The following is a 14540-nucleotide window of genomic DNA, read 5'->3' on the forward strand; positions in this document are numbered from 1 at the left end:
AGCATAATTGTAATGGTTGACGATTGAAGGTCGCGAATTCATTCCACCAATTAGTGCCACCACGTCATACCCTGTAGTGTTACCCATGCCAGTAAAACATAGCGTAACGCCTTGCCAAGGCACAAAAAAAAGAGCACCGGTCCCCAGGAGATGCGCATCCATCCCGCCAGCAGACACAGTAAATCGCCTATTACAGGCATCCAGCTTAATAACAGCGTGGCAGCGCCATAGCGTTTTAGCCAGCCCACTGCCTTTTCCTGCCAGCGAGATTTTTCGCGTAGCGGAAAGAAACGTCCAAGAATAACGTTAGTCAGCCCTCCAAGGCTATTACCCATTGTTGCTATTAAGACCAGCAACCAGGGCTGACTTACGCCGGACAACAGCATCGCCACCAGCACCACTTCCGAATTCCCCGGTAAGAGGGTGGAGCTTAAAAAACTGCTGGCGAATAATGAAGCGAGTGACAGCGCGTCACTCACAGTAAGCGAACGTCCACCGCCGCCATTCCGGCATCACGCGCGGCCTGAATGCCAAAATCAGCATCTTCGAACACCACGCATTTTGCAGGTGGAACACCCATTAATTCTGCACAGAGCAGGAAGGTATCCGGTGCGGGTTTGTGATGTTTAACATGATCGGCGGCAACGACGGCAGAAAAATAGTGGCGCAGGCCAAGGTGATTGAGTAGCGCTTCAGCAATCGCGCTCTCGCTGCCCGTACCGACAGACATAGGACGACGGCCGTGCCACTCCTTGACGACGTCAATGAGTGGTAAAGGCTGCACGGTGTCTAACAGTATGGCTTTTACCGCGTCGGTTTTTTCACGCGCGAGCTGATGAGGGTCGAGATCGGCCTGATTCAGCTCAATCACGGCCTGTGCGATACGCCAGGTGGGCGATCCGTTGAGGGCAATCATCGCCTGTAAATCGAAACGCATACCGTAACGGCCCAGGACTTCGGTCCAGGCCTGACGATGCGTGGGTTCGGTATCCAGGAGGGTGCCGTCCATGTCGAAGATCAAACCGTCATACTGTGCGTACATCGTGCTCTCGCTAAACGATTAACAAAGCATTACTTTATCGTAAAAGGGGATTTTTGTCGCTGACAGAGAGCGTGATTGCTGACGGAACGTCGAAGGAATAAACAAAGGGGGGAGAAGATGGTGCATCCGGGAGGATTACTCGGCTTACGCCTCGCCCTGCGGGCCGTTGCTAAAGCAACGTTATCCTCCCTGGTGCTTGCGATTAACTCGCATACCTTAAAACAACAGCATCGCTGTTATCCAGGAGAATATGGTGCATCCGGGAGGATTCGAACCTCCGACCGCTCGGTTCGTAGCCGAGTACTCTATCCAGCTGAGCTACGGATGCAAAATGGCGGTGAGGCGGGGATTCGAACCCCGGATGCAGCTTTTGACCGCATACTCCCTTAGCAGGGGAGCGCCTTCAGCCTCTCGGCCACCTCACCACACAACGCCTCTTTCGAGTGCTTCGAGCAACTCGTTAAGAGCTTCTCGTCGCTGCGTGGCGCATATATTACTTTCTGGGACTTATAAGTCAAACAATTTTCCACATGCTTTTTTCGTTTGCACAATTCGCACGCAATTCGCATGTAAAAGCCGCAAAGAGAGTGTTTTATAAGCGGATTTTGCAGGCATCTTCACAGAATTCTGTTGAGAGAAGGGCGTCATTTGGATGAGATAAGGTTATGAGAGTGGTCAAAAACGAAGCGTTTGAAATAGAACGGTAACTTTATGCAGGAAAAATAACAGGAGGGTTGCGTCTCGCCCGACAGCGAGACGCGACAATATCAGTAACTGGACTGCTGGGATTTTTCAGCCTGGATACGCTGGTAGATCTCTTCACGGTGGACAGATACTTCTTTAGGAGCGTTAACACCAATACGTACCTGGTTACCCTTTACCCCTAAAACTGTCACGGTGACCTCATCCCCAATCATGAGGGTCTCACCAACTCGACGAGTCAGAATCAGCATTCTTTGCTCCTTGAAAGATTAAAAGAGTCGGGTCTCTTGTATCCCGGCATTATCCATCATATAACGCCAAAAAGTAAGCGATGACAAACACGTAAAGTGTAAGCAGTCACGGCATCACATTCTGTTAAACGTAAGTTTAGCCGATATACACAAACTCAACCTGACTTTATCGTTATCGATAGCGCAGTGAGCAAGACGCCATAACGTTACCGCTATGGCGTCTGCTTGTGCTTTGTAGTTATTACAGTTTCGCGCTTACCCAGCTTTCAACGCTGGCTAATGCCGCGGGAAGTGCCGCCGCATCCGTTCCACCGGCTTGCGCCATGTCCGGACGACCGCCACCTTTGCCACCCACCTGCTGGGCGACCATGCCAATCAGTTCCCCTGCTTTGACACGATCCGTCACATCCTTAGAGACGCCCGCAATCAGAGAAACCTTACCCTCTGCGACCGTTGCCAGCACGATAACCGTCGAACCAAGCTGGTTCTTCAGATCGTCGACCATGGTACGCAGCATCTTAGGCTCAACGCCCGCCAGATCGCTGACCAGCAGTTTGACGCCCTTAATGTCTACCGCTTTGCTGGAGAGGTTTGCGCTCTCCTGCGCCGCAGCCTGTTCTTTCAGCTGCTGGAGTTCTTTTTCCAGCTGACGGGTACGATCCAGCGCGACACGCACTTTTTCGCCCAGGTTCTGGCTATCGCCTTTCAGCAGCTGCGCGATCTCGTGTAGCTGGTCGCTCTGCGCATGCAGGCTGGCAATTGCGCCTTCCCCGGTCACCGCCTCAATACGACGCACGCCTGCCGCCGTCCCCGACTCGGAAACGATGCGGAACAAGCCGATGTCACCGGTGCGGGATGCGTGAGTACCGCCACACAGTTCGGTAGAGAAGTCGCCCATGCTCAGCACGCGAACGCGGTCGTCATATTTCTCGCCAAACAGCGCCATCGCACCTTTCTTCTTCGCTGCCTCGAGATCCATGATGTGGGTTTCGATTGGCAGGTTACGGCGGATCTGGGCATTCACCAGGTCTTCCACCGCACGAATTTCAGATGGCTTCATCGCTTCAAAATGTGAGAAGTCGAAACGCAGCACTTTGTCATTAACCAGAGAACCTTTCTGTGCAACGTGCGTACCCAGCACTTCGCGCAGGGCTGCGTGCATCAGGTGGGTTGCCGAGTGGTTCAGACGAATGCGCGCGCGGCGAGCTTCGTCAACGTTGGCCTGAACGCCCTCGCCCACTTTCAGAGAACCGGAAACCAGTTTGCCCTGGTGACCAATCGCCTGACCGTATTTCTGGGTATCGCTTACGCTGAAGCTGAAGCCATTGCCTTTCAGTTCGCCTTTATCGCCAACCTGACCGCCCGATTCCGCATAGAACGGCGTTTTATCCAGGATAACAACCGCGTCCTGACCCGCGCTAATGCTGTCTACGGCTTTACCGTCAACAAACAGCGCGGTTACGTTGCTGGTCAGGGCCAGCTCTTCGTAGCCTTTAAATTCAGACGCGCTATCAACGCGGATCATCGCGTTGTAGTCTGCGCCAAAACCGCTGGATTCACGCGCACGACGACGCTGCTCTTCCATTGCGGCTTCAAAGCCTGCTTCGTCAACTTTGATGTTGCGCTCGCGGCAAACGTCCGCCGTCAGGTCAACCGGGAAGCCGTAGGTGTCGTACAGGCGGAAAGCGGTTTCGCCATCCAGCGTGTCGCCCTTGAGTTTCGCCAGCTCGTCGTCCAGCAGCGCCAGACCGCGCTCCAGCGTACGGGCAAACTGCTCTTCTTCGGTTTTCAGAACCTGTTCAACCTGCGCCTGCTGGCGTTTCAGCTCGTCGCCGGCAGAGCCCATCACGCCAATCAGTGGCCCAACGAGTTTATAGAAGAAGGTGTCCTTCGCGCCCAGCATGTTGCCATGGCGGATCGCACGACGAATGATACGACGCAGCACATAGCCACGGTTTTCATTTGACGGGATAACGCCGTCAGCAATCAGGAACGCACAGGAACGAATATGGTCTGCGATAACGCGCAGTGATTTGTTGCTCAGATCGGTTGCGCCCGTTACCTCAGCAACGGCTTTGATCAGGGTGCTGAACAGGTCAATCTCATAGTTGGAGTTAACGTGTTGCAGAACGGCCGCGATACGCTCAAGGCCCATACCGGTATCTACGGACGGTTTTGGCAGCGGCTCCATGGTGCCGTCGGCCTGACGGTTGAACTGCATGAAGACGATGTTCCAGATCTCAATATAGCGATCGCCATCTTCTTCCGCGCTTCCCGGAGGGCCGCCCCAGATGTGGTCGCCATGATCGTAGAAGATCTCGGTGCACGGACCGCAAGGGCCGGTGTCGCCCATCTGCCAGAAGTTATCAGACGCGTAAGGCGCGCCTTTGTTGTCACCGATACGGATGATACGTTCGCGAGGGATACCCACTTCTTTTTCCCAGATGTCGAACGCTTCGTCATCGGTCTCATACACGGTCACCCACAGACGCTCTTTCGGCAGATTGAACCAGTTTTCACCGGTCAGCAGTTCCCACGCGTATTGAATGGCGTCGTGTTTGAAGTAGTCGCCGAAGCTGAAGTTACCCAGCATTTCGAAGAAGGTGTGGTGGCGCGCGGTGTAACCGACGTTTTCCAGATCGTTGTGTTTACCGCCCGCACGCACGCAACGCTGTGAGGTTGTGGCGCGGGAATAATTACGCTTGTCGAGACCAAGGAACACATCCTTGAACTGGTTCATCCCGGCGTTGGTAAACAGCAGAGTCGGGTCATTGTTCGGTACCAGGGAGCTGCTGGCAACAACCTGGTGTCCCTTACTATGGAAAAAATCGAGAAACGCCTGACGGATCTCAGCGGTGCTCTTGCTCATAATTATCCTGAAATCAAGCTAACGAAATGTCGCAGCAGATCTGTATCTGTAAACAGTTGGACGGACCAGCTACTGGAAAAAGTGGGAATAAGATAAGTTTTCTTTAGTGGGAAGTAAAATCCCGCATGCGTTCAATCGGTAAAATTACGCCAGATATCCTGAATATCTTCCATCAGGAAGCCGCGGTAGAGCAAAAAGCGCTGGATTTTAACTTTTTCTGAAAATTCACGCGGCAGCGGCTCACCGTACTTTCGTACCGCCTGCTCACGCGCCAGTTCGCACCAGTCAATTTCACTTTCGCGCATGGCTTTTTCAATCGATTCACGGGCAACGCCTTTCTGGTTCAGCTCCTGGCGGATACGTGCTGGCCCATAGCCTTTACGACCACGACTGGCAAGAAAGCGAGCGGCAAAACGGCCGTCATCCAGATAGTGATGCTCGTAGCACCAGGCAACCACGCGGTCATAATCTTCCGCGGTGGCATCAATGTCTTCCGGACCGTTTTTGCTCATGACGGGCGCTGACAGTTTCCGCCGCAGCTCCTGTTCGCTATGGTCACGCACGGCAAGAATACGCACGGCCCGATCCAGCAAGCGTGAGTAGGCTGGTCGGCGTGATGTCGGTTCACTCATAAAAAACCTGTCGATTCAGAAATGCAAAAAGGGCCGCATCAGCAGCCCTTCATTTTTATCCGAGAGGATTAAAAGTCTTCGTTGGTTTCTTCAGCATCCGCGCCGTCGACCACGAAATCAGGTTTAGAGTCCTGGTTGTTCAGCAGGAGTTCACGCACCTTCTTCTCAATCTCTTTCGCCGCCGCCGGGTTCTCTTTCAGCCAGGAGATAGCATTCGCTTTACCCTGACCAATCTTGTCACCGTTGTAGCTGTACCATGCGCCCGCTTTTTCAATCAGCTTCTCTTTCACGCCCAGGTCAACCAGCTCGCCGAGGAAGTTGATACCTTCGCCGTAGAGGATCTGGAACTCAGCCTGTTTGAACGGTGCTGCGATTTTGTTCTTCACAACCTTCACGCGGGTTTCGCTACCGACTACGTTATCCCCCTCTTTCACCGCGCCGATACGGCGGATATCCAGACGGACAGAAGCGTAGAATTTCAGAGCGTTACCGCCGGTGGTAGTTTCCGGGTTACCGAACATTACACCAATTTTCATACGGATCTGGTTGATGAAGATCAGCAGCGTATTGGACTGCTTCAGGTTACCCGCCAGCTTACGCATCGCCTGGCTCATCATACGTGCCGCGAGGCCCATGTGAGAGTCACCGATTTCACCTTCAATTTCCGCTTTTGGCGTCAGCGCCGCAACGGAGTCGACGATGATCACATCAACCGCACCTGAGCGCGCCAGCGCGTCACAAATTTCCAGTGCCTGCTCGCCGGTGTCCGGCTGGGAGCACAGCAGGTTGTCGATATCAACGCCCAGTTTACGGGCATAGACCGGGTCCAGCGCGTGCTCGGCATCGATAAACGCACAGGTTTTACCTTCGCGCTGTGCCGCCGCAACAACCTGCAACGTCAGGGTGGTTTTACCCGAGGATTCCGGACCGTAGATTTCTACGATACGGCCCATCGGCAAACCGCCAGCGCCCAGTGCGATATCAAGAGAAAGCGAACCAGTGGAGATAGTTTCCACATCCATGGAACGGTCTTCACCCAGGCGCATGATGGAGCCTTTACCGAATTGCTTTTCGATCTGGCCCAGTGCTGCCGCCAACGCTTTCTGTTTGTTTTCGTCGATAGCCATTATTACTCCTGTCATGCCGGGAGAAGCAACTGCGCTTCACCATGGACTTCTGTTCTGTTGAGGCAATTATACTGTATAGTCATACAGTATCAAGTGTTTTGTAGAAATTGTTGCCAGAGCGTTTTTAACGCGTATTCCGTTGCCTGACGACGCACGCTTTCGCGATCGCCGCTGAAGCATTCCCGGCGGGTGATCCCTTCACCTTTTGAGGTGGCAAAGCCAAACCAGACGGTGCCGACAGGCTTCACGTCGCTGCCGCCGTCCGGCCCCGCGATACCGCTGATGGAGATAGCGTAATCTGCGCGCGCCTCTTTCAGCGCGCCAATCGCCATCTCGATCACCACCGGTTCGCTGACCGCGCCATGCTGCTCAAGCGTGGCTTCACGCACGCCAATCATCTGCGCTTTAGCCTCGTTACTGTAGGTCACAAAGCCGCGTTCAAACCAGGCGGAACTGCCAGCAATATCGGTAATTGCTTTCGCCACCCAGCCGCCGGTGCAGGATTCTGCGGTCGTGAGAGTCGCGCCGCGCTGTTTCAGCGCCAGCCCCACCACTTCGCTTAGCTGCATCAATTCATGGTCAGTCATTCTCGCTCCAGGCCTTAGAAAAACATGCAGCACAAGATAGCACTTTCTCATCAAATATGGGGATGCGCGTCGGGTTTTACGAGGGGGCTTCAGAAAAAAGCCGATGCGGGCGCACCGGCCAGAGAGACGCTTATTTCATGCTGTTAGCGAGGGTGTCCACATTGTGGCGAAACGCCTTGACGTAGGTGTCCGCCACGCCGCCCTTCGCGGACAGCGCTTCCGGGTAAAGTTCACCGCCCGGCTGGGCGCCCGTGGCGGTCACAATCTGCTTCACCAGGCGCGGGTCAAGCTGGTTTTCCATGAACCAGGTTTTCACGCCGTCAGCTTTAATCTGGTTGATGATCTCCGCTACCTGCGCCGCGCTGGCTTCACTCTCAGACGACAGCCCCTGCGGCGCCATAAACATCACGCCGTAGGCGCGGCTGAAATAGCCGAAGGCGTCGTGGCTGGTCAGCACTTTGCGCTTCGCCTGTGGAATGTCGCTGAAACGCTTTTTAGCCCAACCGTCCAGCTGAGAGAGCTGCGCAATATAGGGTTTACCGGTAGCTTCAAGCGCCGCCGTATCTTCAGAATCGGCCTTCACCAGCCCTGAGAGAATATTTTGCGCATACAGCGCGCCGTTCGCCGCGCTGTTCCACGCGTGCGGATCGGTCACGGTTTTACCGTCCTCTTCCAGCGTGTGCGTTTTCACGCCGTCCGAAGCAACCACCAGCTGGCCTTTGAATCCGGAGGCTTTCACCAGACGGTCGAGCCAACCCTCCAGCCCCAGCCCATTGACCACCACCACGTCAGCTTTACTCAGCGCCGCGCTGTCTTTGGGCGAGGGTTCGAAAGTATGGGGATCACCGTCTGGCCCCACCAGCGTCGTCACCTTCACACGATCGCCGCCAACCTGCTGCGTAATGTCTCCCAGGATGGAAAAGCTGGTCACCACATTAAGCGATTTCGCCATTACGTCGTGCGTCATCATGCCGAGCGCGAGCGCCACGGCTAACCCTGTACGTTTCATCGTTTCCCCTTGCGTTAAAAAAGCGCCCGCAGGCTATCCGCCAGCCTGCTGCGCGTGCCAAATAAAACTGAAATAAAGAACAATGCGCTGGCGGTCAGCACAATGGAGGGCCCGGCGGGCAGACTCACTGCCCAGGAAAGACTTAAGCCCAGCCACGCGCAAAAAATACCGCTGATACCCGCCATCAAAAGTAACCCTGGCAGTGTGCGCACCCAGCAGCGTGCCGCCACGGCGGGTAACATCATCAGCCCGACGGCCATCAACGTGCCGAGTACCTGAAAACCGGCCACCAGGTTGAGAACCAGCAGCGCCAGAAACAGACCGTGTAACATCCCGGGCAGCCAGCGCGCGTTCACCTGCAACCACGCAGTATCGAACGCTTCACTGACCAGCCCACGATAAAAAATCGCCAGCGTGAGGAGCGTGAACATGCAGACCCCCGTCACGAACAGGGCTGACACGCTATCCACGGCGAGAATGGAGCCAAACAGAAGATGAAGCAGATCGACATTTGAACCGCGCAGCGACACCAGCGTGACGCCCAGCGCCAGGGAACCCAGGTAAAACCCCGCGAAGCTGGCATCTTCTTTAAGAGGTGTACGGCGGCTGACCAGCCCGGCCACCAGCGCAACGGCGATACCGGCAATAAACCCGCCGACAGTCATTGCCAGCAGCGACATTCCGCTGAGCAGATAGCCCACCGCGACACCCGGCAAAATGGCGTGAGAAAGGGCGTCCCCCATCAGGCTCATCCGACGCAGCTGAAGGAATACACCCAGCGCAGTGGTGCTGACGGAGAGCGCCAGGCAAACCACCAGCGCGCGCCGCATAAAGCCGTACTCAATAAACGGCTGGAAGAAGAGATGCCAGATCATGCCACCCTCACCCGCTCGGTTTTCCAGTGCGGCGTATCAGCGTCCAGCCGCAACGTTTGTGGGAAGTGGCGCGAGACGCGTTCGCTGTCGTGCAGTACCGCCAGCAGAGTCTGCCCCTGCATATACATCTCCAGCATCAGATCCATCAGCACGTTGCAGGTCGCTTCATCGACGCCAGTGAAGGGTTCGTCCAGCATCACCAGCGGTGCCTGCTGCACTAAAACGCGGGCAAACAGCATGCGCTGGAATTGCCCGCCGGAAAGTTCATCAATAGTGGAGAACGCCATGGACTCCAGCCCCACGCGCTCCAGCGCGCCGGCAATGCGCATGCGGGCATCCCGACGAAAACCGGCAAACAGAGAGATTGCTGGCCAGCAGCCCATGCTCACCACGTCCTGCACGGTCAGAGGAAATTGCGCCTCCAGCGCGTGACGCTGCGCCAGCCAGCCCACCACCGGACGTCTCCCCTGCCAGCGAAACGTACCGCTGACGGGCGGAATAAAGCCAGCGAGCGTTTTCAGCAGCGTGGATTTGCCGCAGCCGTTGGCCCCGACGATGGCGGTCATGCTCCCGCGTTCAATCACGCCGGACAGCGCGCGCGTAACGGGCTGGCGATCGTAACCCGCCACCAGGTCGTTCATCACGATCATGGCAACGCCACCGCCCAGCGCACGGCCAGGCCGAGAAACAGAATGAGCACCAGCGCCAGCAGCAGCCGAAGCGAGGATGAGAGAGAAAACAGGGACATGGATATCTCAATTCAATAATGTTATAACATAACAATAATGAAAGGCGATTGAGATGTAAACGGCGGGAGTAAAATGGGAGTGTGGCGAAATGTTTCTGCGGGAAACAGGTGCGGGCGGGTGCCCTCACCCCAGCCCTCTCCCACAGGGAGAGGGAGGCATAAGGGGACTTACTGGCTAAACGGTGACGCTGCTGGCACACGCGCCTGAGACACCGCCAGCCCCAGCTGCCACACCGCCATCGCATAGTGCGTGCTGTGGTTGTAGCGGGTAATGGTGTAGAAGTTCGGCAGCCCGAACCAGTACTGATAACCGGTTCCGACATCCAGGCGCAGCAGGCTCACCTGGTCAACATTGCCCAGCGGCTGAGACGGCGTTAAGCCTGCCGCAGCCAGCTGCGCCACGCTGTATTTGGTTTTAAATCCGTTTTCCAGACCAAACGCTTCGCCGTTCGCCTGTACCGCCACCTGGCCGCCCGGCGTCCAGCCATGCGCTTTGAAGTAGTTGGCCACGCTGCCAATAGCGTCTTCGGGATCCCACAGGTTGATGTGACCATCCCCGTTAAAATCTACCGCGTACTGCTTATAGGAGGACGGCATAAACTGGCCGTAGCCCATCGCACCGGCGAACGACCCTTTCAGATCTAACGGATCGTCCTGTTCGTCTCGCGCCATCAGCAGGAAGGTTTCCAGCTCGGAAGAGAAATACTCCGCGCGACGCGGGTAGTTGAAGGAGAGCGTCGCCAGCGCATCGAGGATGCGGGTTTTACCCATAATGCGTCCCCAGCGGGTCTCAACCCCAATAATACCGACGATGATCTCCGGCGGCACGCCATAGACCTGCCACGCGCGGTTCAGGGCGTCTTCATACTGATTCCAGAACACCACGCCATTTTGCACGTTGTCCGGGGTAATAAACTGTTTGCGATAACGCAGCCACGCCCCGTTTGGCCCGGTCGGCACCTGGGCCGTCGGCGCCTGCCTGTCCATCAGGCGCAGCACGTAGTCCAGACGCTTCGCCTGAGACAAAATGGCATGAAGCTGCTGGCGATCAAAACCGTGCTTGCTCACCATTTTATCGATGAACTGTTCGGCCGCAGGGTTATTCGCGAAGTCGCCGCCCATCTGCATCATATTGTGCTGCGGCTCCAGCAGGAATCCTCCGGAAGGCGCGCCCGCCGTTGGCTGAACGGCTTCGGTCTTGGGTTTGCTACTACAGGCGGACAGGAGAATAAGCGCAGGCAACAGCGCTGCATAACGACGCTTGAACATGTGGCATCCATTTAACGAGTTCGGTAAGAACCCAGTATGGTAAAGCATCCCCAACTCCTCAAGGAAGCGGTACGCACCTCCCCAACGCAAATCCGTGCCTTTTTCCACCAAAAATTATTCACCTCACCAATAAACTTTCAAAATAATACATTTTTCTTTCATTGTGAGATCTAATTAACACTTTAAAACCTTTCAAAGTGATTATTATTAGCCGCAGATAGACAAAAACAAACGCCCTACAGGAGAGAAGAATGATAGAAACCATCACCCATGGCGCCGAGTGGTTCATCGGGCTGTTTCAGAAAGGCGGAGAAGTGTTTACTGGCATGGTGACCGGGATCCTGCCCCTGCTGATCAGCCTGCTGGTGATCATGAACGCGCTGATTAACTTTATCGGCCAGCAGCGCATTGAGCGCTTCGCCCAGCGCTGCGCCGGAAACCCGCTGTCCCGCTACCTGATACTGCCCTTCATCGGCACCTTTGTGTTCTGCAATCCGATGACCTTAAGCCTCGGCCGCTTTATGCCAGAGAAGTACAAGCCGAGCTATTACGCCGCCGCCTCCTACAGCTGCCATTCCATGAACGGCCTGTTCCCGCACATCAACCCCGGCGAACTGTTTGTCTATCTCGGGATCGCCAGCGGCCTGACCACGCTTGGCCTGCCGCTCGGCCCGCTGGCGGTGAGCTACCTGCTGGTCGGTCTGGTGACCAACTTCTTCCGCGGCTGGGTGACTGACCTCACCACCGCCATTTTCGAGAAAAAAATGGGCATCCAGCTTGAACAGAAAGTCCATCTTTCAGGAGCCACAGCATGAACCGGATCCGCATTGAGAAAGGCACGGGCGGCTGGGGCGGCCCGCTGGAGTTCGACGCCACCGAAGGCAAAAAGATTGTGTACATCACCGCGGGCACGCGCCCGGCGATCGTCGACAAGTTGCGCGAGCTGACCGGCTGGGAAGCGGTCGACGGCTTCAAGGAAGGCGAACCGCCGGAAGCGGAAATCGGCGTGGTGGTGATCGACTGCGGCGGCACGCTGCGCTGCGGCATCTATCCGAAGCGCCGCATTCCGACGGTAAATATTCACTCCACCGGGAAATCCGGCCCGCTGGCGCAGTACATCGTTGAAGATATTTATGTGTCAGGCGTGAAGGAAGACAACATCACGCTGGTGAATGGCACATCTGCGCCGCAAAAAGCGGCCCCGCGCGAGTACGACACCAGCAAAAAAATCACCGAGCAGAGCGATGGCCTGCTGGCGAAGGTCGGGATGGGGATGGGGTCCGCCGTGGCGGTGCTGTTCCAGTCCGGGCGCGACACCATCGACACGGTGCTGAAGACCATTCTGCCGTTTATGGCATTCGTCTCGGCGCTGATCGGCATCATCATGGCCTCAGGCCTGGGCGACTGGATTGCCCACGGCCTCGCCCCGCTTGCCAGCCACCCGCTCGGCCTGGTGACGCTGGCGCTGATCTGCTCCTTCCCGCTGCTGTCGCCGTTCCTCGGCCCGGGCGCGGTGATTGCTCAGGTTATCGGCGTGCTGATTGGCGTGCAGATTGGTCTGGGGAATATTCCTCCGCACCTCGCCCTGCCCGCCCTGTTTGCCATTAACGCCCAGGCAGCGTGCGACTTTATCCCCGTGGGGCTGTCGCTGGCGGAAGCACGCCAGGAGACCGTGCGCGTGGGCGTGCCGTCCGTGCTGGTCAGCCGCTTCCTGACGGGCGCGCCGACGGTGCTGATTGCCTGGTTTGTTTCCGGCTTTATTTATCAATAAGAGGTGCCTGCCATGACTGTGATTTACCAGACAACCATTACCCGCATCGGCCAGAGCGCGGCGGATGCGCTGAGCGACCAGATGCTGATCACCTTCCGCGAAGGCGCCCCGGCAGATATCGAAGAGTTTTGCTTTATCCACTGCCACGGCGAGCTGAACGGCGAGCTAAAGGCAGGGAGCCAGCTACAGCTGGGCGAGGCGCGCTATGCCGTGACCGCCGTCGGCGACGTCGCCGAGCAAAACCTGCGCGAGCTGGGGCATATCACCCTACGTTTCGACGGCCAGCCGCAGGCGGAGTATCCCGGTACGGTTCACGTAGTGGGCCCGGTTCCGCAGGCTGTCACCCCAGGCTGCACGTTAAAATTTATTTCGTAATAAAGGAGAGACACATGAGTCAGGTTGCCGTTGTCATTGGTGGGGGACAAACCTTAGGCGAGTTCCTCTGCCATGGGCTTGCCGCAGAGGGCTACCGCGTGGCGGTCGTGGATATTCAGAGTGAGAAAGCCGCCCGCGTAGCGGACGCCATCAACACCGAGTTTGGCGAAGGGATGGCGTACGGATTTGGTGCCGACGCCACCAGCGAGCAGAGCGTGATGGCGCTGGCCCGCGGCGTGGACGAGATATTTGGGCGTATCGACCTGCTGGTCTACAGCGCGGGGATTGCGAAAGCGGCGTTTATCAGCGATTTCGAGCTGGGGGATTTTGACCGCTCGTTGCAGGTGAATCTGGTGGGCTATTTCCTCTGCGCCCGTGAGTTTTCCCGGCTGATGATCCGCGACGGTATTCAGGGTCGCATCATTCAGATCAACTCAAAATCGGGGAAAGTGGGCAGCAAGCACAACTCCGGCTACAGCGCGGCGAAGTTTGGCGGCGTCGGGCTGACGCAGTCTCTGGCGCTGGATCTGGCCGAATACGGCATTACCGTTCACGCGCTGATGCTGGGTAACCTGCTGAAATCCCCGATGTTCCAGTCCCTGCTGCCGCAGTACGCCGCCAAACTTGGCATCAAAGCTGAAGAAGTGGAGCAGTACTACATCGACAAAGTGCCGCTCAAGCGCGGGTGCGACTATCAGGACGTGCTGAACATGCTGCTGTTTTACGCCAGCCCGAAAGCCTCGTACTGCACCGGACAGTCGATTAACGTCACCGGTGGGCAGGTGATGTTCTGATCGAGCAGGGTGATGCCCTCCCCCTCCCCCTCTCCCACCGGGAGAGGGAATATAACAAGGAGCCGATATGGTAACCGCACTCATCACCGTCGCCGCCCTCGCCTGGATCTGCCAGATGGCGTTTGGCGGCTGGCAGATCTACCAGTTTAACCGCGCCTTTGATGCGTTGTGTCAGAAGGGACGCGTCGGCGTCGGGCGTTCCGGGGGGCGCTTTAAGCCGCGCGTGGTGGTTGCCGTTGCGCTGGATGAACACAACCGGGTGAGCGATTCCCTCATCATGCGCGGCGTAACGGTGTTTGCCCGTCCGACCAAAATTCAGGCGATCAACGGCATTTCGCTGCATGAATTACAACCTGATGTGATCTTCCCCCATGATTCACTCTGTCAGAATGCACTATCATTAGCGCTTAATCTGAAACATGGATAATTTCGTTGTGAAAGTTATAAACTTGCGGAATTATCATTTCGCAACGTAAGGAGCGAAGCGCC

Annotated in this window: 16 protein-coding genes and 2 tRNA genes; 5 read left to right on the forward strand and 13 right to left on the reverse strand. The window is 56.4% G+C overall.

What is annotated here, in order from left to right; genetic code table 11:
- Positions 1-50 precede the first annotated feature (50 nt).
- From L384_RS20130 to mltB, 13 genes are all read right to left on the reverse strand, one after another.
- Entirely contained in the window at positions 51-479 is a 429-nt protein-coding gene (locus tag L384_RS20130) for a YqaA family protein (RefSeq protein ID WP_017692791.1), read from the reverse strand.
- Positions 476-1042: a fructose-1-phosphate/6-phosphogluconate phosphatase gene (yqaB, locus tag L384_RS20125; RefSeq protein WP_015571665.1), complete on the reverse strand. Its 567-nt coding sequence runs from the start codon at positions 1040-1042 to the stop codon at positions 476-478. The genes L384_RS20130 and yqaB overlap by 4 nt, the downstream gene beginning before the upstream one ends.
- 251 nt (positions 1043-1293) lie before the next feature.
- A tRNA-Arg gene (locus L384_RS20120) sits at positions 1294-1370 on the reverse strand.
- A 4-nt stretch (positions 1371-1374) separates the two neighbouring features.
- Positions 1375-1467 (reverse strand) — tRNA-Ser (locus tag L384_RS20115).
- Positions 1468-1809: 342 nt separating this feature from the next.
- Positions 1810-1995, reverse strand: a complete 186-nt coding sequence (csrA, locus tag L384_RS20110) for a carbon storage regulator CsrA (protein ID WP_000906486.1) — start codon at positions 1993-1995, stop codon at positions 1810-1812.
- A gap of 241 nt (positions 1996-2236) precedes the next feature.
- Complete coding sequence (alaS, locus tag L384_RS20105) at positions 2237-4864, reverse strand: alanine--tRNA ligase (RefSeq protein WP_022651724.1); 2628 nt, start codon at positions 4862-4864, stop codon at positions 2237-2239.
- Positions 4865-4995: 131 nt separating this feature from the next.
- Complete coding sequence (gene recX / locus L384_RS20100; protein ID WP_017382782.1) at positions 4996-5496, reverse strand: recombination regulator RecX; 501 nt, start codon at positions 5494-5496, stop codon at positions 4996-4998.
- A gap of 68 nt (positions 5497-5564) precedes the next feature.
- Entirely contained in the window at positions 5565-6623 is a 1059-nt protein-coding gene (gene recA / locus L384_RS20095) for a recombinase RecA (RefSeq protein ID WP_015571667.1), read from the reverse strand.
- Positions 6624-6712: 89 nt separating this feature from the next.
- A complete protein-coding gene (gene pncC / locus L384_RS20090) occupies positions 6713-7210 on the reverse strand; it encodes a nicotinamide-nucleotide amidase (protein ID WP_003862172.1) in 498 nt (165 codons plus the stop codon).
- A gap of 130 nt (positions 7211-7340) precedes the next feature.
- Positions 7341-8219: a metal ABC transporter substrate-binding protein gene (locus tag L384_RS20085; protein ID WP_023323653.1), complete on the reverse strand. Its 879-nt coding sequence runs from the start codon at positions 8217-8219 to the stop codon at positions 7341-7343.
- Positions 8220-8233: 14 nt separating this feature from the next.
- Entirely contained in the window at positions 8234-9094 is an 861-nt protein-coding gene (locus L384_RS20080; protein ID WP_023323654.1) for a metal ABC transporter permease, read from the reverse strand.
- Positions 9091-9744, reverse strand: coding sequence for a metal ABC transporter ATP-binding protein (locus L384_RS20075; RefSeq protein WP_023323655.1), 654 nt, complete (start codon positions 9742-9744; stop codon positions 9091-9093). The genes L384_RS20080 and L384_RS20075 overlap by 4 nt, the downstream gene beginning before the upstream one ends.
- Positions 9745-10010: 266 nt before the next feature.
- Positions 10011-11111, reverse strand: a complete 1101-nt coding sequence (mltB, locus tag L384_RS20070) for a lytic murein transglycosylase B (protein ID WP_057979986.1) — start codon at positions 11109-11111, stop codon at positions 10011-10013.
- A gap of 251 nt (positions 11112-11362) precedes the next feature.
- Here mltB and srlA point away from each other — a divergent pair, with 251 nt between their 5' ends.
- The 5 genes from srlA (at position 11363) to gutM (ending at position 14478) form a co-directional block, all read left to right on the forward strand.
- On the forward strand, positions 11363-11926 hold the full coding sequence (srlA, locus tag L384_RS20065) for a PTS glucitol/sorbitol transporter subunit IIC (protein WP_003862164.1): 564 nt from the start codon (positions 11363-11365) through the stop codon (positions 11924-11926).
- Entirely contained in the window at positions 11923-12882 is a 960-nt protein-coding gene (locus tag L384_RS20060) for a PTS glucitol/sorbitol transporter subunit IIB (protein ID WP_022651729.1), read from the forward strand. The genes srlA and L384_RS20060 overlap by 4 nt, the downstream gene beginning before the upstream one ends.
- Positions 12883-12894: 12 nt before the next feature.
- Positions 12895-13257 carry a PTS glucitol/sorbitol transporter subunit IIA gene (gene srlB / locus L384_RS20055; RefSeq protein ID WP_022651730.1) on the forward strand — a complete coding sequence of 121 codons (363 nt, stop codon included), beginning with the start codon at positions 12895-12897 and terminating at the stop codon, positions 13255-13257.
- A 14-nt stretch (positions 13258-13271) separates the two neighbouring features.
- Positions 13272-14051 carry a sorbitol-6-phosphate dehydrogenase gene (gene srlD / locus L384_RS20050; protein WP_003862162.1) on the forward strand — a complete coding sequence of 260 codons (780 nt, stop codon included), beginning with the start codon at positions 13272-13274 and terminating at the stop codon, positions 14049-14051.
- A gap of 67 nt (positions 14052-14118) precedes the next feature.
- Positions 14119-14478: a transcriptional regulator GutM gene (gene gutM, locus L384_RS20045; protein ID WP_023323656.1), complete on the forward strand. Its 360-nt coding sequence runs from the start codon at positions 14119-14121 to the stop codon at positions 14476-14478.
- Positions 14479-14540 lie beyond the last annotated feature (62 nt).

The sequence above is a fragment of the Enterobacter sp. MGH 38 genome, assembly GCF_000492855.1.
GTDB classification, from domain to species: Bacteria; Pseudomonadota; Gammaproteobacteria; order Enterobacterales; family Enterobacteriaceae; genus Enterobacter; species Enterobacter hormaechei_C.

Coding starts and splice junctions, on each gene's coding strand:
- srlB (WP_022651730.1), top strand. CDS start 12,895: ATGACTGTGATTTACCAGACAACCATTACCCGCATCGGCCAGAGCGCG.
- L384_RS20075 (WP_023323655.1), bottom strand. CDS start 9,744: ATGATCGTGATGAACGACCTGGTGGCGGGTTACGATCGCCAGCCCGTT.
- pncC (WP_003862172.1), bottom strand. CDS start 7,210: ATGACTGACCATGAATTGATGCAGCTAAGCGAAGTGGTGGGGCTGGCG.
- csrA (WP_000906486.1), bottom strand. CDS start 1,995: ATGCTGATTCTGACTCGTCGAGTTGGTGAGACCCTCATGATTGGGGAT.
- yqaB (WP_015571665.1), bottom strand. CDS start 1,042: ATGTACGCACAGTATGACGGTTTGATCTTCGACATGGACGGCACCCTC.
- recX (WP_017382782.1), bottom strand. CDS start 5,496: ATGAGTGAACCGACATCACGCCGACCAGCCTACTCACGCTTGCTGGAT.
- gutM (WP_023323656.1), top strand. CDS start 14,119: ATGGTAACCGCACTCATCACCGTCGCCGCCCTCGCCTGGATCTGCCAG.
- alaS (WP_022651724.1), bottom strand. CDS start 4,864: ATGAGCAAGAGCACCGCTGAGATCCGTCAGGCGTTTCTCGATTTTTTC.
- mltB (WP_057979986.1), bottom strand. CDS start 11,111: ATGTTCAAGCGTCGTTATGCAGCGCTGTTGCCTGCGCTTATTCTCCTG.
- L384_RS20080 (WP_023323654.1), bottom strand. CDS start 9,094: ATGATCTGGCATCTCTTCTTCCAGCCGTTTATTGAGTACGGCTTTATG.
- recA (WP_015571667.1), bottom strand. CDS start 6,623: ATGGCTATCGACGAAAACAAACAGAAAGCGTTGGCGGCAGCACTGGGC.
- srlD (WP_003862162.1), top strand. CDS start 13,272: ATGAGTCAGGTTGCCGTTGTCATTGGTGGGGGACAAACCTTAGGCGAG.
- srlA (WP_003862164.1), top strand. CDS start 11,363: ATGATAGAAACCATCACCCATGGCGCCGAGTGGTTCATCGGGCTGTTT.
- L384_RS20060 (WP_022651729.1), top strand. CDS start 11,923: ATGAACCGGATCCGCATTGAGAAAGGCACGGGCGGCTGGGGCGGCCCG.
- L384_RS20085 (WP_023323653.1), bottom strand. CDS start 8,219: ATGAAACGTACAGGGTTAGCCGTGGCGCTCGCGCTCGGCATGATGACG.